Source organism: Paenibacillus tuaregi (genome assembly GCF_900086655.1).
Lineage (GTDB): Bacteria > Bacillota > Bacilli > Paenibacillales > Paenibacillaceae > Fontibacillus > Fontibacillus tuaregi.
In genome coordinates, this window is the sequence record NZ_LT575476.1 from 2,958,304 (window position 1) to 2,980,784 (window position 22,481).

At 49.1% G+C, this 22,481-nt stretch carries 12 protein-coding genes; 5 read left to right on the forward strand and 7 right to left on the reverse strand.

Translation table 11 applies throughout. The features are described 5' to 3' along the window. Positions 1-84: 84 nt before the first annotated feature. Positions 85-5,010 (reverse strand): S-layer homology domain-containing protein, encoded by a 4,926-nt coding sequence (locus BN6628_RS13460; RefSeq protein WP_068618208.1) that lies wholly within the window; start codon positions 5,008-5,010, stop codon positions 85-87. A gap of 265 nt (positions 5,011-5,275) precedes the next feature. Continuing rightward, positions 5,276-7,933, reverse strand: a complete 2,658-nt coding sequence (locus BN6628_RS13465; RefSeq protein WP_068618210.1) for a winged helix-turn-helix domain-containing protein — start codon at positions 7,931-7,933, stop codon at positions 5,276-5,278. A 265-nt stretch (positions 7,934-8,198) separates the two neighbouring features. Here BN6628_RS13465 and BN6628_RS13470 point away from each other — a divergent pair, with 265 nt between their 5' ends. The 5 genes from BN6628_RS13470 to BN6628_RS13490 all read left to right on the forward strand — a co-directional run bounded on the left by BN6628_RS13470 (position 8,199) and on the right by BN6628_RS13490 (position 17,142). Continuing rightward, positions 8,199-10,520, forward strand: coding sequence for a PQQ-dependent sugar dehydrogenase (locus BN6628_RS13470; RefSeq protein WP_068618212.1), 2,322 nt, complete (start codon positions 8,199-8,201; stop codon positions 10,518-10,520). Between the two features lie 183 nt (positions 10,521-10,703). After that, on the forward strand, positions 10,704-11,639 hold the full coding sequence (locus BN6628_RS13475) for an AraC family transcriptional regulator (RefSeq protein WP_068618214.1): 936 nt from the start codon (positions 10,704-10,706) through the stop codon (positions 11,637-11,639). A 127-nt stretch (positions 11,640-11,766) separates the two neighbouring features. Then, positions 11,767-13,632, forward strand: coding sequence for a class I mannose-6-phosphate isomerase (locus tag BN6628_RS13480; protein ID WP_068618216.1), 1,866 nt, complete (start codon positions 11,767-11,769; stop codon positions 13,630-13,632). Then, a complete protein-coding gene (locus tag BN6628_RS13485; protein WP_068618219.1) occupies positions 13,619-14,629 on the forward strand; it encodes an ROK family protein in 1,011 nt (336 codons plus the stop codon). The genes BN6628_RS13480 and BN6628_RS13485 overlap by 14 nt, the downstream gene beginning before the upstream one ends. 32 nt (positions 14,630-14,661) lie before the next feature. Continuing rightward, a complete protein-coding gene (locus BN6628_RS13490) occupies positions 14,662-17,142 on the forward strand; it encodes a glycoside hydrolase family 38 N-terminal domain-containing protein (RefSeq protein ID WP_068618221.1) in 2,481 nt (826 codons plus the stop codon). 300 nt (positions 17,143-17,442) lie between these two features. On the opposite strand, the gene BN6628_RS13495 is transcribed toward BN6628_RS13490, so the two are convergent. From BN6628_RS13495 to BN6628_RS13515, 5 genes are all read right to left on the reverse strand, one after another. Next, positions 17,443-18,792, reverse strand: a complete 1,350-nt coding sequence (locus tag BN6628_RS13495) for an erythromycin esterase family protein (protein ID WP_089153616.1) — start codon at positions 18,790-18,792, stop codon at positions 17,443-17,445. Positions 18,793-19,107: 315 nt separating this feature from the next. Further along, positions 19,108-19,755: a FusB/FusC family EF-G-binding protein gene (locus BN6628_RS13500; protein WP_068618223.1), complete on the reverse strand. Its 648-nt coding sequence runs from the start codon at positions 19,753-19,755 to the stop codon at positions 19,108-19,110. 232 nt (positions 19,756-19,987) lie between these two features. Next, positions 19,988-20,533, reverse strand: a complete 546-nt coding sequence (locus tag BN6628_RS13505; protein WP_068622294.1) for an AAA family ATPase — start codon at positions 20,531-20,533, stop codon at positions 19,988-19,990. A 95-nt stretch (positions 20,534-20,628) separates the two neighbouring features. Next, entirely contained in the window at positions 20,629-21,258 is a 630-nt protein-coding gene (locus tag BN6628_RS13510; RefSeq protein ID WP_068618225.1) for a DUF2306 domain-containing protein, read from the reverse strand. Positions 21,259-21,301: 43 nt separating this feature from the next. Next, positions 21,302-22,345 carry a DJ-1/PfpI family protein gene (locus BN6628_RS13515; RefSeq protein WP_068618227.1) on the reverse strand — a complete coding sequence of 348 codons (1,044 nt, stop codon included), beginning with the start codon at positions 22,343-22,345 and terminating at the stop codon, positions 21,302-21,304. Positions 22,346-22,481 lie beyond the last annotated feature (136 nt).

The window sequence follows — 22,481 nt, forward strand, 5'->3', positions numbered from 1 at the left end:
AAAGAACCACTGACTTATTTCTCATCAGTGGTTCTTCCTCATTCAATTTCTTAACAAATCCCTTAAGTTTATCTAACCTGATCTTTAAGAAGGTGGTCCCTGTAATGTCGGATAACCCCTTCCTTCATCGATCTTCCATACCTGAGCAAAATCCCAGTTTACGTAAGTCGACTGCTTCTGCATTTCTTCCGTTGTTCTCGGCTCTCCGCCACCTGTGCTGCTGCTTGTTGCTTTGATATCGTAGTAGCAATCGGTAACAACCCCGTTCAAATTGCCGGAAATACCTCCTGTTAGAGAACCGCCCTCGATCACACCAGCCGCATAGCAATTCTGAATCGTTCCATACGCAGCACCCACAATTCCTCCAACTTGCTTTAAGGCTGTAACTTTGGCTGTGGAATAGCTGTTAAGGATGACACTGCCGGGCACGGTATTACCAGCGATTCCTCCGGCAACAACTGAAATTGCATATACACTTCCTTTGACAGATGCGCTTTCAATACTTCTGCCAGCCTGCAGCAGTCCGGATACTCCTCCAACGGTATACAAGCCAGTTAAGTCCATATCAATAGCTACTGATTTGGCATTACCATACATTAATCCACTCAGGCCGCCAACATTATGAGCCGTTGATCGAATTGACCCTTGAACAGACACGTTTTCGATCTGACCGTAATAAAAGCTGCCTACGAGTCCCCCTGCGTCCGGCGCACCCGTCCTGATGTTCACCTGAGTTAAATGTAAATTACGGATATCTGCTCCTTGTGTCCTGCCGAACAAGCCCGTAGGAATGTTGTCCGTATTACTGATCGTCAACCCCCGGATCGTATGGTTATCCCCATCGAACACACCCCGGAAATATTGGCTGTGGTCAATTGGCCGCCAACCCGAACCTGTATTGTAGGGGGCCACATCCAAGTTGATGTCCTTGGTCAATTTAAAAGAGGAACGTGCATAATCCCGAATCAAATCCAATTGCTCTGCCGTACTGATCAAGAAAGGCTCCTCCTTCGTCCCCTTTCCACCATCGAAAGGGTGCGGCCCAAGCTCAACATCCAGGGAACGGTATCCCTGAATATTTTGGATTTTAACAATCAAATTGACTTTTCCGGATTCGGGAACGGACAAGGTCACTTTGCGCACTCCGTTCTCAAAGCGCTCAACTTGAGTAGATATGATAGGCTTGGAGGGATTTGTGCTTAGGAAAACCTCAACGATATGAAATCCGTTTAATGGCGTCCCGGATGCATCATTGGCTCCAGTGATCAACAGCTCAAACAGTTTTCCCTGAGTTTTCGGTCCTTCCTCCAGCAGCTTGACTTGAAAGCAAGCTGTGCCAGGAACATTCTTCTGCCAGATCAAATAAGGATAGCCACAATCTCCATTCACGTACCACGATTTATAAAATTCCCAATTTACGTAGTTTGTTTTGTTCCACATCTCTTTCGTACTGAGCGGGATGCCTTTCCCTGTATCGGATTGCTTCGATACTTGGCTGTCATAGTAGGAAGAAACATACTGTGAATTATCCATGGAGAGACCTGTGAGGCCCCCGGTAACTTCACTGAGGTCTGTCGATATCGCAACGGCTGCGTAAGAGTTTTTGGTTAAGCCGTTTACCTGTGTGCCAACAAGCCCACCTACTCCACTCATAAGAGACGACGGTACCTCAATTTCAATGTTACCCTTGGCGTACGTATTGGATAGTGTATTACTGTCGTTCATTCCCACTAATCCGCCTACCCGGGTTCCCCGTTTCATTTGGATATCGAAATTGGCATAGGAACCGTCAATCATACCTTTGTTATTCCTGCTCGGTCCCCAAATAAACCCGACTAATCCGCCAACCCCCGAATTATAATCCTCATCGTCCGTAATTAAAGATCCTTCTGCAAAAGAATCCTTAACGGCAGCGTAGTCCATTCCTCCAAGAAGTCCACCGATATATCCGACGATCGCCAACTTCACGCTCGAGGATGCCTGGGTTGCACTTAGCTCCACCTTTGCTGAAGATCGCTCAATTACGCTTTCGTTAATGAAACCGGCCAGTCCCCCAAATACCGAAGTTCCGCTGATGGTTCCTTCTACGCTGCTGTCTGATATGGTGCTATACCAAGCCTGTCCAACCAAACCACCGGTGTAAAAAGTTCCTTCCAGCTGCAAATCCTTCAAATGAATATTAGTCAACTTGGATCCTTGGATGTGGCCAAACAATCCGAGCCAACCACGCTCATTTTTGCCCGTTAAGTGACGAATGGTAAATCCGCCCCCATCATAGGTCCCCCGAAAAGAATCATAAGTTAACTGTCCGTTATCAATTCGTCCCGTTCCAATGGGGACCCACCCTTCCCCTTCGGAGTAGGATGATAGATCAATATCTTTCGTCTGCCTGAATGCTGCGTCTGGATAATAACGAACCTCATTCAGCAATTCTGCCGAGCTAACTTGGTAGGGATCGTCAGCGGTGCCGCTTCCCTGGAATGGGGCTTGAATTGTAATAGGACTCGATTCTACGTCCGGCAAACCATCAGCCTGGATTGTCAGATTTAATGTCCCTGTTCCCCGGCCATACAATTCTCGGAACACCGCCTGGCCTTCGACAGAAGCTGCTTCGTTCACACCTTCAATGTCAGGCCCGCTCGCCCCTTGTTTTTCAGCCTTGACCCTCACGCTCTTGGTTGTGGCAGCCCTGTTATCATACGGGTCTAATAGATCAACAACCAGATTTAAGAAGAGCTTGCCTGAACGGGCCGTTCCATCCGTGATCAGGTGCTTCACAAAGATTCGGACTGCCTCTTCAGGGGTCGGCGTAACAGCCACACTTGCCTTGGGAGCCTTCACATCCTCTACGGTGAAAGTCATCGTCTGTGCACCGGCAACGAACAGGATAAGCTCAGAGGTTGAAATCCCATCCATAAAAACAACATCGGTTTCAAGCTCAGGACGCAGCAACGGCTCCATGTTAAAAGAACCGTAGCCATGCGAAGACACACTTACCGCGCCGCTTAGACTCAAGGCTATCCGCTTCGTACCGTTAAAGCTGGTATCCACCGTTCCATCCGATTTCTGAACGGTTAGCGTAAACGAGTTGGATTTTCCCACGACCGGGGCAGATGTGCTGACCGACGCGGTTACCATCGCCGCATTCTCAACCACGCCTGCTAACGACACATGGACTGGGATTGTTGCGGTTAACCCTTCGTAGGCCGCTTTAATCTGCGTAGTTCCTTCGCCTGCGGCTTCAACCAAGCCACCGCTATTCACCGCTGCGATTTTCGGATCAAGCGAACTCCACTTCGCTTTACTAGTGATCGCCTCAAGTTTCCCATTGCTCCATTTCGCCGACAGCTGAAGCTGCGCTTGCCCGCCGATTGAGGTTAGGTAAATGGACTTCGGCTCATAGACCAGTTCCGTTACGGTCGGCGGAGACGTTTGGTAAGCCACGGTTACTGAAATTTGAGCAGCAGCTCCTTCATAAAGCGCGCGAATGAAAGTCTGTCCCTCGCCGCTCTCCTTAACAAGACCTGTTCCACTCACTACAGCAACACCAGGATCATCAGTAGACCATTTCGCAGAGGTGGTTACGTCCGATGTCCTGCCATCACTCCACTTGGCCACAAGCTTCACCTGAACCTGCTCACCCGCCTTGGTCAACACGATTTGTTTCGGCTCGTAGACCAAAGCAGTAACTGTAGCAGGCTTGGTTTCATTTCCCGGGCTGCTGCCACCGGAAGAATTGGTTGGCGGAGCCGGACTTTCTGTACGGACACCACACAGGGAATGGCTGATGCCGGCCAGACAACTTACCCGGTCCGGGCTGCGTTCAAAACGCACCTCTGAATTGCGAATTTCGGCGTACGATATTTTTCCTTGTCCGTTGAAAGCCACCGGGCCGGATATTCCTGCCTTCTCCACTTGTGATCCCGCTTCAAGGCTAATGACCGAGTCCTTGGAATCCCCTAGTACATCCAGAATCTTAATGCTTCCCCGCTCCAGCTTCATGTGGCTGCCGGCAGACTGAACGGCCAGCGAATCGAGTTGTCCGCGAATCCGCAGCAGACTGTTACTTGTCATATCGCTAGTCATGAGTACTTGCTTGAAGCCCGGGCCCGTTAATTGCTCTTCTTCCAATACAGCGGAAGACCGGAGCTGAGCCTCCTCTACAACAGATCTCCCTTTCGCCACCACACGTACGGCGCCGCCTTTTTTGCCAATGGTCAGATTGGAAATCTCGGTATCCTGAAGGTGGATAGAGTTTTCTCCTCCGCCGAGTACGGCAACCTTGCCCTTAACCACAACACCGCGAAGCAAGGACTCCCCTTCTCCGATTCGCTCAGACAACGTTAGGTCACCGTTAATCGTTATGTTCCGAAGGGTGATTCCGTCACCATCCACGATCACGCTGCCATCAATGATTCGCCGGCCCTTCTCGGGACCGTAGATCCCATTTTTGGTGTAGCGTACCTCCCCGTCCATTCCCTCCGCTAGCTTGAACCGGCTAAGAATGACCAGGGCCTCTGCCCGCGTAAGCGGATGATCAGCCTTAAAGGTCCCGTCAGGATAACCATGCATCCAGCCTGCACGCACTGCATTCTCAACAGCTTCTCTGCTCCAGTTAGGCAGAGGGTCCACGAAAGAAGCTGCCTTCGCCTCCTTCGTGCTCTGGATCTGTACAAATCTCGTCAGCATCACAGCAATTTCCTGCCGGCTTACCGGCTGGTCAGCCCGCATTGTGCCATCGTCATAACCACGCATGTATCCTGAAGCAACCGCTGCTGTAAGCGGACCCCAATCCCAGCGGTTTTGCACCATGTCGTGATAAACCACAGATGGCGGAACTTGACCATTCGGAATGTTCAGCGCCCGGTTAATCAGTACCGCAGCTTCAGCCCGTGTAATTCCCTTGTCAGGCCGGAAAGTCTGATTGGGGTACCCTTCAATCCAGCCCTTTCCGGCCCAAGCTGTAATTTCTTGCCGGGCCCAATGCTTTTCCGTGTCGGAAAAGGCCATCACTCTGCCTCCAGGCCCCAGGTTAAGGCTTAAGAAAGCCAGTACGCTGAACAACAATAAACTTAATCTAGTAATTAGGTCTTTCAAACTATCCATCCTTTTAAATATCGATCTTCTCTCCCTCCCTTTCTTAGTTCATATTTAAGTTAATTGTTTTCATATACCAAAAAAACCCCCTAAAATTATAGACAAATCCTTAATAAATCCTGATCCAACTTAAGGTTTGTCTATAATTTTGGGAGTATTTCACACCACAACATACCCATCATTCCGTATCGAGCCATCCTGACTGGTATGCCTTTAAAACCGCCTCTTTGCGTTTATTCACTTCCAGCTTGGAGAAAATTCGTTGAATATAAGTATGCACAGTCCCGGTGCTTACCCCCAGCCAACCGGCGATTTCCTTGCTGGTCCATCTTTTCGAAACACCGAGCAGTACTCGCCGCTCCATGTCACTGAGCGGATTGCGGTCCGCAACCGTCTTCTTATCGGTTGGCGCATCTTGAGCCTCAAAAGCGAACAAAATTTGGTCAATATATCGGACCGATACCTGTCTTTCCTCCATTTTGTAAGCTTGCCTAGACTGACGGTAATGTTCCGCTACTTTACGAAGCGCGGCTCCCTCATCGAGATAAGTGCGAAGATGACCCTCTCGTGCCGAAAGTTGAACAGCCTTACCGAAGGTTCTGGCAGCCAAACTGTCTTTGCCCAGTTTACTGTAGAGCAATGCCAGGAGCACATAGGCTTCCAGCTGTTCCATGATTAAGCCTTGCTCGGAAGCAATTTTTAGAATACGTTTCAACAAAGGCCGGGACTCCATATCCTGTGAGTTAAAGATCAGCGCCCGTGCGAGAACTAGCGATACCAGCAGCTCATTAGAAGTGCTGTCTTCCATAAGCGTGCTGGAATAAGAGCTAAGATATCTTAATCCCGCTACCGGATCTCCTGCGGGCGATTGCAGTTGCAGCTTCGTTTCACAAGCATCCAATACAAGAGACCACTCCCGAGCGGCCTTGTCACTCAGACCTGCACGGACTTCACTGAGGATCTGCAGTGCAGACTGCAGCTGCTTTCTGCTGAATGCAATTCGGCTCTGCAGAATCGCGGCGGGAACAATTAATGCATCCGCTCCCATTTCTTCCCCAATTGAACGGGCTAGAGCGGCCGCTTCCTCCGCTTCTCTCATCCGATTGTGCTCATACATTAGTTCCCCATAACCAATTGCATAATAACCTGTGTTATAGGAACGGATATTTGACCAGCGCCGCATAATTGGCTCAAAACAGTGCTCCGCCGAAAGCAGGCGGCCCGTTATCCCTGGGAAACTTCTTAACCGGGAATAATGGCGTTGCTGATAATCAATATAAGAGAATATTTCATCTTGAGGTGAATAGCCCTGATCCAAATAATCATTTAAGTGGAACACAAGCCCGTGCAAATCCTGTTTGAAAATACACACATAGGCCCGCATCACCTTGATCACCCGCATAGCGTAAGCCCGCTGTGCCTCACTCAGCTCCCCTTGACCGGCAGCAATTTTCCACTCGACCGAATCCAGCTGCTCAAGTGTCCGCTGTGGACCTTGCTCACCTACGGTAAAAAAGAGCGACGACAGATACAGCTTCGGCCGTTTTTGCATCGTTTCTTCGGGAATTTTGGCAAAGAATCGCCGGAGTGTCCAGGCTTCGCAAAGAATAAACTGATTGAACAGGACTTCAAGCAGCCGTCCCGCCTCATCATAGTGGCCTCCCCGCATATAGTGCTCCATGGCTTCCATGGGAAATCCGTTATTCTCCAGCCAAGTTCCCGTTGTCCGTTGAAGGGAACACCACAGCTGTATATCCTGCTCCTGCAGAAGATTACGAAGCTTCTGAGCAATCAGCGGATGATATCTGTACCATACGTCTGAACCCTCGCGAATTCGTTGGAATAACAATTTTTCGTTCTCCAAATCGGCCAGCAGTTGCTCCGGTTCCGGGCTTTCGGTTAAATCCCTGATTAGCGATTCATTAAAGCGTTCCGGCACGACCGTTCGCATAAGAAAAGAAATGGTCTCCGGCGTTAACCTGGACATTAACTGGTCCATCATACGCCCGCACACCGTAATTTGCCTATCTAAAATACTATTTTCCAGGCTCGCTTGAGAAGTTTCCCCTTCTTGCTTCCCGGAGTTTGGAATCGTACTTAACATATGCAGACCAAGTGCCCAGCCCTCCGTCTCTTTCTGCAGTTGGAGTGCCTGCTCCCTGGTAACAGCCGGCCAATTCAGCTTTTGGTAAAGCCTTTTTATTTCTCCCACTGAAAAAGCCAGTTCCGGCCAGCCTATATTGTAAACCAGATGTTTGGGCAGCTTGAGAGGAACCTCCGAATGGGTAATTAATATAATATGAAGCTGCTCGGGCAAGCTATAAAGCCAATCTGTCAGCATAAGATGGATTTCCGCGATTTCAATCGTATGATATCCGTCAATCACGAGGATCAATGGCTCTGACAGCTGGGCGCACGTGGCGTTTAGCTCTGCCAAAGCCCGGGAAGGCTGCTGCACGAAATGCTCGATGAACCGGATCGTCAGGCCCTCGTCAGTTCCGGGCACAGCCTGATCCATGGCAGCAATGACCTGAAGCCAGAACCTGAGCAGATGATTGTCTGCCTCCTCAAGGGTGATATAAGCGAGTGCAGCCGGTGCCTCTTCCTTCCATCCACTGACAAGTGTTGTTTTCCCCGACCCGGGTGGTCCCTCAATGAGAGTAAGCCTTCGTCTCAGCGCCCCCCTCAGCTTCTTATGCAGCCGCTGCCGTTTGACATAGTTTACGGGAATCGGAGGAATTTCGAATTTTGAAGGGATGATCATGAAATCAAGCCAGTGACGGCGCACATTCTTCTCTTCGCTCTCTACCTCCACTGCTGATGGGTGGTCAATCATAGGATCACTCCCCTTCAAAATTTGTTGATTCCAGTCTATCTCATTACATTCATCCCGTAAAACTTCCAAACTTCACTTATGAATAAAACTCCTCAAAAAATTAATTTCATCCCTCAGCTTTCGACAGCCTTTTTATTCATATATGGTAAAGTAGAGTTCGAAAGTATAAGCGGTTTAACTTTCACTTTCGGAAAGGAGGAAATTTTGTTCATTGCCAAAGCTCCACCCTTTTGTCGTTCCAAAAAACTTGAAAGGAAGTGTAGCGATGATTACAAGACGCAAAATAATGGCTTTAAGTCTCTGCATCTGTATGCTGCTCACTTTATTTCCTGCATTAGGCTTTGCCGAAACTGAAGTCCAGACAGAGACTGAAATCCAGACTGAAGCTGAAGAAGCCGTGGTAACAGCAGCCATCCCGAGCCCTTGGAAACAGCAAAATATCGGGTCCCCTACCGTAACAGGCAGCGCTTCCTACGATCCAGCGGCCGATCAATTCACGGTAAGCGGAGCAGGCAAGGACATCTGGGGCAAATCAGACCAGTTCAATTATGTGTATCAGCCTTGGACGGGCGACGGTTCTATTGTAGCCCTAGTCTCTTCTCAGACGAATTCTCACGATTTCGCGAAGGCAGGCATCATGATTAGAGAAACGCTGAAGGCGGATTCCAAACATGTCGATTTGCTGTTAACCCCTTCCAACGGATTCACATTCCAATACCGCACTGAGACGGGCGGAACGATGCAAAGTGAGAAAATTGCTTCGACGAGCCCAGCATGGATCAAGCTGGAACGCAAAGGCAACGTCATCAAAGGTTATGTATCCAACAACGGTTTGAACTGGGGAGATTTGGGCAATTTGACGCTTAACATGAATTCCTCGCTCTATGTGGGATTGGCTGTATCCAGCCATAATGAATCTAAGTTAAGCACGGCCACCTTTGACAAGGTGAAAGTCAATGCTTCAGGAGACGTGTTCCCGCCTACCGAACCGACTAACCTGCAAGCAACCAGTGTAACAGATACCTCAGTCAGCATATCCTGGACCGCTTCTCTGGATGATGTTGGCGTAAAAGACTACGACGTCTACAAAGACAACGAGTTGGTGAAGGCAAATGTAAAAGCTACGACCTACACGTTTACCGGTCTAAAGCCGGATACCACATACAATTTCACGGTAAAGGCCAGAGATACAGCGGGCAATATCTCGAATTCCAGCAGCCCTCTAACCGTGAAAACGACAAATCAAACGGATACACAGGCTCCCACTGCCCCTACAGGATTAACAAGTCCAAGCAAAACGTCCTCCTCCATTAATCTGAGCTGGACGGCATCCACGGATAACGTTGGTGTCTATGAGTACGACATTTATAGAAACGATACTTTGGCTGGCACTACACCCGCCACATCCTTCAATGTAACAGGACTTAAGGCGAATACCACTTACAGTTTCACCGTGAAAGCCAGGGACTTGGCAGGAAATGTGTCCGGGGCAAGCAAAGCCTTGTCAGTTAAAACGAACCCCACCTCTTCCGATCCTTATACCCCAGAGGTTGTCGCTAACAACCTGGAAACGCCATGGGCTATCGATTTCGCACCAGATGGACGTATTTTCTTCACTGAACGCAACAGCGGACGAGTCCGTGTCGTTGAGAATGGGAAGTTGAAATCAACACCGGTCATCACTTTGGGCGATCCTTTCTATTATATGCCTAAGAGCGAGGGCGGACTGCTAGGACTTGCAATTGATCCTAATTTCGCCACCAATCATTATATCTACATCTATCATTCCTACAAAACATCTGACAATAAAGTAGCTAACCGGGTTGTCCGTCTGATTGAAAATAACAATAAAGCAACCATAGACAAGGTTCTTCTGACTAATCTTCCGGGTGCGGTCTATCACAATGGCGGCCGTCTGAAAATTGGTCCAGACAAGAAGCTGTATTTTGCTGACGGAAACTACGGAAACAAAGATGACACTTTGTCTTATCTCGGGGGGAAAATATTCCGCTTGAACCTAGATGGCACCATTCCAAGCGACAACCCGTTCGGTTCCTCCTCCCCGATCTACAGCCGTGGACACCGGAACCCGCAAGGATTAGCATGGCAGCCTGGGACGAACCGTCTCTTTGAATCAGAGCATGGTGAGGCTTCCAAGGACGAGATTAACTTCATCGAGCCGGGCAACAATTATGGTTGGCCTAAATATGAGGGCGGAAACCAGAATCAGCCAGGCATCACGCCTCCACTCATTTATGCAAGCGGCACAACTTGGGCGCCTTCAGGCATTACCTTTGTGACTAAAGGGCCGTGGGCAGGAGATCTTCTGGTTACTAATTTAAAAGGCAAACAGATCATTCGCATGGCTATTGGAGAGAAGAACGGCAAACCGACAATTAGCAGCAACGATCTCAGTTACTTATTCGTGAATAAATACGGCCGGATTCGTGATATCGTTGAAGCACCGGACGGTTCGCTTTACTTCGTGACCAGCAACAATGGCGACAAGAATGGTGACGGAACGCCAGATAAGCTGGTTCGATTGGTTCCTAACTTTTCTAACGAATTGGAGTCAATAACAGAGTGATTCAAACAGCGCGCGCCGCTCCCCTTCGGCGTGTGCTGTTTGATTTTTAATTGATCCCTTGGCATGATTGGACTATGATCAACAAATAGGCAGCATCGATGCCTGTTATATTTCATATTTCAATCATGTCCTTCAAAATGAACAGCTCGTTTCCTGTATACATCCTGAGGAGGAACCTTTTCTATGCCGAACAACAAGCTTGCCTACGTCTCATCCTTTAAACGGGCCAACTCGGTCTTGAACCGCAGCGTAATCCGCGTGGAGAATCCCGAGCTGGGCATACAAATCCACTATTGGGGATTTATGCCCCGCCATTTTGACAATATGGAGCATAAACATTCTTTCTTTGAGGCGTGTTATGTATTAACTGGGAACGGCTACTACCTGGAAGAGGGTGTCGAATTCCCCCTTCAGTCTGGCACCCTGTTTCTCTCCAGACCCGGTATCCAGCACCAGATCAAGAGCGCGGAAGGCCTATCCCTTTGCTATGTTGCATTTGAGCCCGATGAGATCTCAAGTTCTGATTATTATGTCCTTGCGTTTCAGCAGCTCGCCAAACTTGGCAGCCCTGTATTGCAGGAAGAGTTGAATCCCACACCAGGCCTCCTCTGGGTGTCTCTGATCTCTCTCTTTCATTCCAATTCGCCTGGAATTCAGTACCCTAATCTAGTTCTGAATAGCATGGCCTTGTCACTTATTTTGTCTATTCTCACCGCGCATGGTCCTGCTTTGAATGCAGACCATTTCGTTGCCGAAACTTACGATGAAGGTCATTTTATGTTTCGTCAAGCAGAGTTGTTTATTAAGGACAATCTGAATGAACCCCTGTCGCTGGAGCGGATTTCAGGGCATCTACATATCACAACACGCCATTTGACACGGCTCTTCCGTAAGTACGGCCATCAATCGTTCGTACATTATGTGCAAGAACTGCGTGTGCAAAAGGCCAAACATTTGCTTCTGAATACAAGTATGCAAATCAAAGAAGTGGCTGTACTAAGCGGGTTTGAATCCGTACACTACTTCACCCGCGTTTTTACAACCAAACTTGGCGTATCCCCGGCCAGGTTCCGGCGCTCCCAATTTAACGAAGGACGCTCCGATTCCAGCATGTCCTAAACATGTCCTAATCCCCTCATGTCCTGATTGTACAAAAACACTACCTCTTTTTATAAATACGAATCCTCCCTTACCTTCTACAATGAAGTTGTTATCCAACAACCAGTAAGGGAGGATTTACTGTTTCATGACATCTTTAACCACCTTCCAGACACACCCGGTTAACGTTCTGAGTGTCCCGACTGAGCAAAAAATGATCCAGAATGGAATCAGCACCTGGTGTTCACTTGTGATCTCGAGCTATACAGCGAATGCACAGGACCATGGGATCTTCGTTACACTTGATGGAACCCACGGTGCGAATTTCGATTCACTGCTGAACAGGCTTCGGCAGATCTGCGGGGAGAAAGGCATTTCTTTTACCTCTGACCCTACCTCTAATTATCTGAAGCCTAAACAAGACCTGCGTGCTGAAATGGCCCGTTATCTAACCGATAGCCGGGCATTCGGATACAAAGCGACCGATGTTCTGCCAGGCCAATACTTTCAAAGCGGTACCCGGGAAGCCTTGAATAGTAGGGTATCCGGGTTCGACAACGGGAAGGGAATTTACGTATTATACGGACCCGGCGCTTCCATGTTGGCAGGCAGGGAACCTGATCTGCGATTCTTTGCCGACTTCTCCCGCGAGAATCAGCAGCAGTGTCATGCCCAGGGGATGGGCAGCTTCGGTTTTGGCCGTTCTGAGGATCCGGTGGAAACCTATAAGAACTGCTTGTTCCTCGAATGGCCTGTCTGGGAGACTTACCGACGCAGCTGGTTAGATTACTATGCCGGCCGACCGGATGTGGAAGCTTATTATATGGACTTGAACTGTTCGGAGGAGCCGAAATGGCTGCGCCCCTCATCCTTAAAGGAACTGCTCCGTCAGACTGGCCAACAGCCTTTTCGAGTTAAGCCTTTCTTTGCCCCTGGCATCTGGGGCGGACAGTATCTGAAAGAGCTGTGCGGCCTCCCGGAGGAATGGCCGAACTGTGCGTGGAGCTTTGAACCCATCGCACCTGAGAACACGCTTCTGCTCGGCATCCAGGACACCATACTGGAGGTTCCCTTTACACTGCTCATGGAAGCTTCTCCAAAGGATATCTTGGGAGTGCGGAACGTAGAGCTGTTCGGCAGTTACTTCCCGATCCGGTTTGATTATCTGGATACCATGCAAGGTGGCAGACTGTCCCTGCAGGTCCATCCAAGACAGGATTATGTGGAAACCCACTTCAACGAGCACATGACCCAGCAAGAGTCCTATTACATCATGAAGAGTGCACCCGGTGCCAAGGTGTATCTTGGTTTAAAAGATGGGGTTACCGGCAAGGATCTCCTCGAAGCCGTGGAGAATGCCCACCGTCATCAAGATCCACTTGAAGTGTCTTCCTATGTTAATGAGTATGACTCTTCCGTCGGTGATCTGTATCTGATCCCTCCGGGTACCGTCCACTGCTCAGGAAAGGACAATCTGGTTCTGGAAATTTCCTCAACCACCTGGTGGTTTACGTTCAAAATCTATGACTATTTGCGGCTGGATAAGGATGGCCGTCCAAGACCCATGAACCCCGAACACGCCAGACATAACATTAACGATGCAATGGACACGAGCGCTGCAGCCCAAGGACTCATTGCACGGCCAATGCTCATAAGCCGCCAAGGTGAGAGCACTGAAGAGCTATTAGGTCACCGGGAGGATCTTCTCTTCCAGGTTCATAGACTAACCCTGTATGGCCCATGGACATCCGAAACGAACGGGGAATTCGTCATGCTAAATCTTGTGGAGGGTGTACGTGTCCGGCTTATCCCTCTCGATGGTCAAGGGCGTGTCTTCGAGTGGGGTTATGCCGAGTCTTTCATTATCCCGGCAAGTGTAGGCCCGTATCGCCTTGAGAATTTGTCTGGCACTCCCTGCACCCTGATTGCTGCCCGTGTTAATCCGGATTGGGAACATCCATTGCTCCCTACACCTCAGGCAGCTGATGTGGAGGCCGGCCATGGATTCCTATAGAGATGGCGCCAAGGAGGCCGGTCTCCATGGCTTCCCTGCTGAGCTTACGCTGGCCCTCGACGCCGGAGGCACGTTCCTAAAAGGAGCAATACTGATGAACGGCCAAGTCGTGCCCGGCTCATTCATCTGCCGGCCCTCGAATTCCCAGGCGTCGGCGGATATTGTGATTAAGGGGATTGCCGCTGTATGCGTGGAGCTGCTGGATTATTTTATTACCGCTTCCCGTCCGCTGTGCCCGGAAGACCGGGTTCAGATCGGGTTTGCTTTTCCCGGACCCTTCGATTACAACTCGGGCACAGCACATCTGCAGGGAGTAGGTAAGTACGACAACTTATACCGCTTGTCCGTCCATGACCTGCTCCAAGCGCAATTTAGGCGGCTTCAGATCTCTTCCCCCGGCATCGTGGCTGATTGCCTGGCTTTTGCCGGGATAAAGTTTGGCAATGATGCTGCCATGTTTGGATTGGGCACTTCTCTCCGTTTTCCTTCTCAAAGACTAATATGCCTTACCTTGGGTACGGGAGTGGGTTCGGTCTTCATAGCTGACAAGCAAATGATTACGAGCATGGAAGGGCTGCCGAAGAGTGGAATGCTCTACAACGAGCCCTACGGAGATGATATCGTAGACAACCAGTTCGGAAGAAGAGGCATTCTGCGTATGGCCGCAAGCGAAGGAATCGCTATAGAGGACGCCGATGTAGCTGATCTGGCGGCAGCAGCAGAGCAAGGCAGCGAAGAAGCTTTGCGCTTATTTCATATTTACGGGACCAAACTGGGAGACATGCTGCTTCCCTACGCAGCAGCCTTCAAGCCGGATCATATTGTGCTTGGAGGCCAAATCTCGGCCAGCTTCCCTCTATGGGAAGCAAGCTTTCGTCAAGCACTTGGTTCATCCTACGCTCCCACACTTGCGCTGCCGGATGCAATGTCGGATGTATTTCGCGGGATTCATATGCTGTTCGGAACGATCCAGACGGACCCGCAGAACAACTTTTAAATTCACCCAATCTAATTGGAGGTTATACATTTATGAGTACAATTACCAAGCAACCACATGCACCTTCCCGTCCCTGGACGATCTATGTTATTCATCATTCACATACAGATATCGGTTACACGGAACGACAGGAGCGAATCGAGCAGTATCATGTGGACTTTATACGCCAGGCACTCAAGATCTGCAATACTGCACATACACAGGAACATCCGGAATGGAAATCCTTCCGCTGGACATGTGAGACATTCTGGGCTGTAGAGCAGTTCCTGAAGGAAGCTTCTCCTGACGAACAAGAAGCTTTCCAGCAGGCTGTAACCCGGGGACAGATCGAGCTGTCAGGAACGTATCTGAATATGACGGAGCTCCCGGACTTCGATCTTCTCCTTCGGAATCACAGCAAGGCACAGCAGTATGCTTCATCGTTCGGCCACCGGATTGATAGCGCCATGACGGCCGACATCAACGGTTACAGCTGGGGATATGCTTCCAGCCTTCTGCAGAATGACATTGAGCATCTGTTCTCCTGCATACACACCCATCACGGCATGTACCCGCTTGGACGTAAACAAACCCCATTCTGGTGGGAAGCTCCAGACGGCGGACGGCTTCTGGTCTGGAATGGGGAGCATTACATGTTCGGCAATGAGCTTGCCTTCTGTCCGGGCGCACTAGGCAAATACATTATCAAGGATGAGTTCCAGCATAACTTGGTGGAGCCAGAGCACCGTCACAATGAAATTGCTGCCCTGCGGATTAACCGCTACTTATGGAATCTGGAACAGGAGACTTATCCTTATTCCTTCGTTCCAGTTATGATCTCGGGCCTAGGAACCGACAACGCCTCCCCGAATGGGGAGATCGCCGAATGGATCGCCGAGTGGAATGAGCAGCACGGAGACCGGATCACGATTAAGATGGCCACTCTCTCCGAATTTTTCTCTGCATTGAAACAGGAGGACTTGTCCTCCCTGCCGGTTCACCAAGGCGACTGGCCGGACTGGTGGACCGATGGGGTTGCCTCGACAGCGATGCATACCCAAGTGTACCGTGACGCGCAACGGACCCTGCGGAAAGTGAAACGGCTGAACCCGGGTGATGAGGTGGTAGCCCCTGAAGATTTAGATAAAGCGGCCCAGGCATTAACCATGTATGCCGAGCATACTTGGGGCTTCCACTCGTCTGTATATGAGCCTTGGCACCCTCAAGTGCAGATGCTGGAGGTACGCAAGCAAGCTTATGCCGCAGAGGCCAGCACACGAGCTTACCGGGCATTGGACAAAGCTCTCGCCGCCCGTAATGGAGCCCTGCTGGCCCCCGGTCGTCCCCTCCGTTACGAGGTGATTAACACCGAACCGGCGCAAGCTTCACTTCAAGTCGCAATTCCATTGGATGGCTGGGAAACAACGATTGTGCAGAAGCCGTTCGAGCTTATCGATGAATCGACGGGAGCATCCATACCTTACCAACTGTCACCGGGACGGCACCTTATCACAGAGCTCACACTGGAGCCAGATGAATCACGCATTTTGCACATTCGTCCGCTTCAACGAGCGGATGAACCTTCTCCAATCGTGACAGCCCGCAACAATGAGCCGATCGCTTGCGAAGGAATCAGCGACATTTGGGCCTTACCCGAGGCGTCCTATCCAGTTGTGATTGGGGACACCTCGATTGAATCTGATTTTTTCCGGATCGAATGGGCCTTGAACAAGGGAATTACCTCCTGGACGGATAAGACCCGTTCTTGTGACCTGATGGATGCTGGGCATAAGCACGCCCCATTTACACCAGTATATGAGGTAACTTCGGTTCAAGGCGAACATACCCCGCCTGAGATGTGTGCCGTCCGGTCACGGATGGGCCGCAACCGGAAAGGCAGTCATGTAGAGCGGGACACCGGGCGCTTGGTCCGGGCTAAGGTGCTGGATAACGGTTCACTATATGCACTCTTGGAGCTGACTTTCGAAGTGAAGGGCCTGAGCTATTATGCGATTCATCTCAAAATGTTCGCAAATCAGCCCCGCGTTGAAGTATCTATCCGGCTCCATAAGGATAGCGTCTGGCTTCCCGAGAACCTGTATGTTGCTCTACCTTTCTCCATGGGACCGCAAGCCGAGCTCTATGTGGAAAAGGCAGGCTGCTTCCTCCGGCCATGGAAAGACCAGATTCCAGGCAGCTGCCTAGATTACACCTGTGCTCAAGAAGGGGTATTCTGGCACTCGCCTTCAGACCGGGAAGCGCTCCTGGTGTCGATGACCGACACCCCGCTGGTGCAGCTAGGCTCACTGGAACACGGACCGCGCAAGCTTCATGGAGCGCAAGCCGAAGGCTCCCGTCCTCTCCCTTATGCGTGGCTTCTGACAAACTATTGGGAGACCAACTTCAAAGCGACTTTAGGTGGCTTTTATGAATTCCGCTATGCGGTGGAACGCCGGTCTCAACTTGATCCTGCGGAGGCCGCCAATGCTTTACATGCCTCAACGGGTCAATTTACAGTCCATAGGATCAGGTAAATTGGTGGGTGATTTCACTGAAGCTGCTTAATAGACGAACGACCTGCGGCCAAGCGCTAGCGCTCGCCTTTGGTTTTGGATTTCATCCCCTTGAAAGTAAAAAAACAACAGTGAAAGGGGAAGGGGAAAATCGAGGGAGTTACAGCAGCTGCTTGACAGGTCTCGTTCATAGCAGTGATGGGGACTGGCGTTCGTTCCCGGAGCCTTTCGACATAAATCGCCCCCCTAAACCAAATCAAGGGCCGTCCTTTGGGACGGCCTCCTATTTGAACTCAAGATTTAGCACTCAACAAGTACGCTTTATTTAATATGGGAAGGACTCGTTTTACGAATGTGAAAAATAATATCGAACTGCTCTTTCAAGGACGCATCATAATAGAGGTCATCCTTCGAAAAAACTTGCGCTCCTGCACTCAGGATCTTCCGCTTCTCTTGAACCCATGATTTGGCCTTTCCATGAAGATGCCGCAAATCGAGTAAATATTTATCATGCGACACTTTTCCAAGTGTATAATTGAAGCTGTTCACATTCTTCGGTATTTCATAGGTTGACAGCTTTCCATTTCCGGTATTTGGGTCGTACTCACGATATAATGTGAACTTGCCCTCTGAAGTCGTGCTTCCCATGATGACATATTGATCACCTAAGCGCTCTTTCAGCATCTTACCCGCTACGTAAGGATATAACTTCTTATCCACAATCCCTTTGGCAACGTGGGTATTATGACCCGAGAAGATCGTCTTCCCGCCTAAGGCCGTCTGAGCCCATATGACATTATCAGCCAGGTACTGCTCGTGAAGCTTGATGAGGCCCGTGTAATCACTTGGAATCGTCATGGATGTAAAGTTCTCAATCACTCTTGCTGTTGCTTTCACCCAGACAAGCTCGGATGTATTGCTCTCTGCACTTCCCTGCTTGGTCACCTTATCAAGCAGCTGCACCACCTTCCTCGCTTGTTCGTTAAAACTCTTTCTCTCCTCAGGTGTAAGCTTCACATAACCCTGCAAGTTCCCGCTTGCCTTGGCCAGCTCTGTATAGTTATTCTTCACTTCATCCAGCACTTCAGGATGATGCTGCTTAACATAGTTAATCACTTTATTAAAAACTGTTTCATCCAACGCTTTTAGATCAAGCCCGACAAACTGAATCTTCTTCTTGTTTGCAGGATTGGCATTATAATCTTTCATCCACTTTAACATAGCTACATGTTCATCTGTCGGATATAGAAGTCTCAACAGTTTCCTAGGATCTCCTTTTCCGGTTTGGATGTATTCATTAACCTTTAAGCCAACTCCCCAATCCTCTTCCAGTCCAAAATTCGTAAAGCCCATTTCTGTAACCAAATATTTCACAAGCCGAAATTTCATGTTGAAAATCTCTGAGCTTCCATGTGTACTTTCCCCTAGTCCAACATATCGGGCGCTGCCGATCATATTCTTAAGCGGCTTTAGATCATCAAGTGACTTTGTAGGGTCGGTGGTTTTAAATGGCCTCGCCTGTGAAGCAATAGATTGGATAAGGTTCTGCTGGACCGATTTAGATGAGCTGCTAGCTCCCACCGACTGGACGCCCCCTTCCTGTGTAAATCCTCCAATTAGTAGAGAAGCGCTGACCATAGCGGCCACTCCAATGTGCAACGTTTTGTTCATCATGTTCACCTCAACGATAGATTTAAGCGACATTCATCCTCATGCACACACTAATGATCCATGTGTCATGAGTCATTCGCCTTGTCATCATTGTCACCCAGCTTCCGTCATGTCACCTAGTTATAAATCGTCACAAAGCAGAAATTGACAGAACATCACGCGAAAGCAATTACATTTCATCACTATCAAAAATGACAGTCTCACGGAATAATGACCCTATCCAGCACGCTAAAAAAGACTCAAGCTTTTTCTAGGCATTCTGCCCACAAAAAAACAGCCTCCGTCCGACAGACCGGACGAAGGCTGTTTGGTTAGTTATTTGCGAACCGTGTAAATAAACTTCTCGAGTGCACCGGTATCCGTAATGGACTGATTGCATTCTTGGTTATCCATACATACATAATGGCCAATGGCAGCAATATTGTCCGGCGAAGCAATAGCAGGTCTGGTTCTGACTGTGAAGAATGCAAGCTCATGGTGCCGATTGCAGAACAGGCAGTACCCTTTTTTGTGGGTTGGTGTGATTCTTCCCTCTATCCCGACGAACTTCCCATCCATTGGATAAACAATGAACAGCTTGTTTGCCGCAATATCGACCCAGCTCAAATACGTAAGATAGCGGAAGTCGATGGCTTGCAAGTCAGGCACCTTCAGCTTTTTATGTTTAGGGAATAACTTCTGAATCTGCTTCAGCGTAATCGGCGGAAATGGCTCCAAATAAGGTTCTAGCGCGTTAAGATAACTCTGGAAATCGTATGCCGTCTCGAAGGTGGATATTCGTTCCAGCATCTGCTGCTGATCCACTGTTAGATCCGTGAAAGCTTCAACAATGTTCGCAGCAGCGGTAAACCTTACAGTTTCCAAGACGCGCTGGTCCGCAACGCTTCGCAGTGTTTTCTGAAGAAATTCCGCTTGGTTCTTAATCGTATTAAATTGATGGTTTCTAATAAATGGTGTTTTCATAGCTTTCAGCCCCTTATTTTTCTTAAATGAATATAAGGTGCAAAGCCTGTTATTAGAAACGATAATGTAAAGTTTGGGCGATCGAATCTAGCCTATCGCACCTCACGCAAAGTATCGCCCCTGATCAGGCTTTGCATGAGGCCTTCCTAGCAAATGAGCAATTCATCGTTGCCATAAATAATACCTCCTATCCATAACATGGGAAAAGTATATCAAGAATTAGCAGTTGGCGCTAGTCTTGGATTAATGCCTCAGTCTGTAACCTTATAATAATTTCATCAACCGTTTGCTCTGGGGTCAATTCCGATGAGTCCAGCCATAGACCGACCTTGGGTGTCTCATCCCGTAACACACGATCTAGCTGTTCAACGCTCCACAACCCATATCCCTTCTTTGAACGGGCGGCTTCTCTTAAGGCGACCGCCGTCGTATCTGGGCAAAGCACCACAACATATACAGGGCGGCTTCTGATATAAGATAAGAAATCATTCAGCACAGTTCCGACAACGACATCCTGGACTACAACAGTAAAGCCTGCTCGGGCATACTCCTCCGCACAATGTGCAGCTAGCCGATATCGCAGCCGGAGCTGGTCGAGCTCTTCATTCCCTGCATCCGGGTTCACTTCTTTACGGTTGTTCACAATCATTCTCCGAAAGATATCCCCCCGCAAATGCACCGATTTCTCAAATCGTTCGGAGAGCAGCTGGGCTACTGTAGATTTTCCACTAGCCATAATTCCTGTAACTAAAATAATGCTAGGACTTTCCATCAACATGATATGCATCCCCTTCTTCTCTTCTACTTGTATTGTAAAGTGATAAGAAAAAGTTGAAAGGGAAAATTCAGCTTAAATGGATGAGTACCATTCGGTTATGAGCGCATGCCTATAGCTCGGATAATCACATTAGGTATGAATAACAGCAGTACAATGGAGCTGTACACACCAATGATATAGCTTGTCGCATAGACGAGGCCGAAGCCCTGGTGGAATAGAAAGGTGATCAGATGAATCAGCATATTCGTAAAACAGAAAGCGTAACTTCGGATCATCCAATTCCGGTGCCGGTTGATTTGCTTTTTCTTGATTTGTACAAGAGCCACAATAGTCATTACCGGCCAAATGATATTCAGCACGTTGAACCCCATGCTGCTTATTTTTCCACCCGTGGCGTAGGGTGCCATATAACCGGATGTCACAACTACAACAAGCACGGACACGAAGTATATGTAGCCGTTGACGCGATGCAGCTTGCGGCTTGCCGCAAAGAACCGATTCGAAAAATTCAGCAGTCCCGACGCCATGGCTATACAGGCAAACGCAACATGCACATACATAACGTTTAACCAGACCGGGAGATGAAGTGCGCGCTTAAGTCCTGTTTTATGGCTTAAAAAGTCCGTGGCACCAGGATCAACAATATAATTAGTTATCAAGGCATATAAGATGAACAAAATACTAACTCCGGCTAATAGGCCGTATAGTGTTTTACGTATATTCATAAAGTCTTGAACCTCCACAGCGGCGTATTATTGCAATTCCTCATTAAGGTGAGGATACCCGCTTTCCTATTAATTTGGATGCTGGAAGCAATCCGGCTTTGACGATTCCGGTCATTTCATCTCCGAGCGCAGCAACTTCGAATTTCAAATTGATGCGCATAGGCTTTGTAATTTTCAAGGACCAGGTAAGCTTGCTGCCCTGATATGCAGGGTTAATCAACTGAAGGGTCTCCTCCCCTTGTGTGGCCTTACCCTCGATCATTCCATTTATTGTTGATATTGATAGCTTAACATGCATTTTCCCCACTGGTGTAGAGATTGTCGTGTCCCAGTCTCCGTCAAAGACAGATTCCTGAGCAGAGGCGCCGCGCAAGGGGTCGTTATTCGCTACGGCGATATTGATGCTCCCCGTCTTATCCGTTTCGTCACCGGTCGATTTCACAGCTCCTGGGATTGCTCCAACCTTCCTCCAAACCGTTCCTCTTCGTTCATACTCAAACAACTGCTCTACCGCGTGTGCGATCCTTGGACCAAGCTCACGTTCCACCAGATACAGAGCCACATCAAGTCCCGAGGTGACGCCGCCGCCAGTAACAAGGTTCCCGTCGTCAACTACCCGTGCGGCTACAGGAACTGCTCCGGTGGCTCCCAGAAAATCCATGCCCAGATGATTCGTTACCGCCGGCCGGCCTTCCAGGAGTCCTCCCATCGCCAGCAGCAGGGAACCGCCGCACACTGTGGCAACCAGGGTATCTTTGTGTCCGAGCGCCTGTCCAACCAGATGGGTCAGCTCCGTATTCATAGCCTTGACTAGAATCGCCGGAACCGAGCTGGGGCCATCCCCCTCTACGTCACCGGACGCGCCAGGCACGATAATGATCCCTCCTTGATCTGGACTCAGTGTACCGCTTGCATCAATTTTCAACCCGTTAATACCGCTTGCCACGGACCTAGGTCCTTCAGCGGTGACAAGTTCTACGTTTACCGGTTCTTTACTATACAAAGACGCGGCGCAAAAGACTTCATAAGGTGCAAAGGCATCCAGCAAATCGAAGCCATCAAACAGCACAACTTGAACCTTCAGCATAACTATACCTCCCTTCGTATTCGCTTGGGAAATCATAACAAATGAGTATCTCAAACAAGGGTATAAAAAAGTCACAAAACTATAAACAACTCATTACAAAATCGAGAGTTACGATAGTTCTGACCGCAAAAAGTGA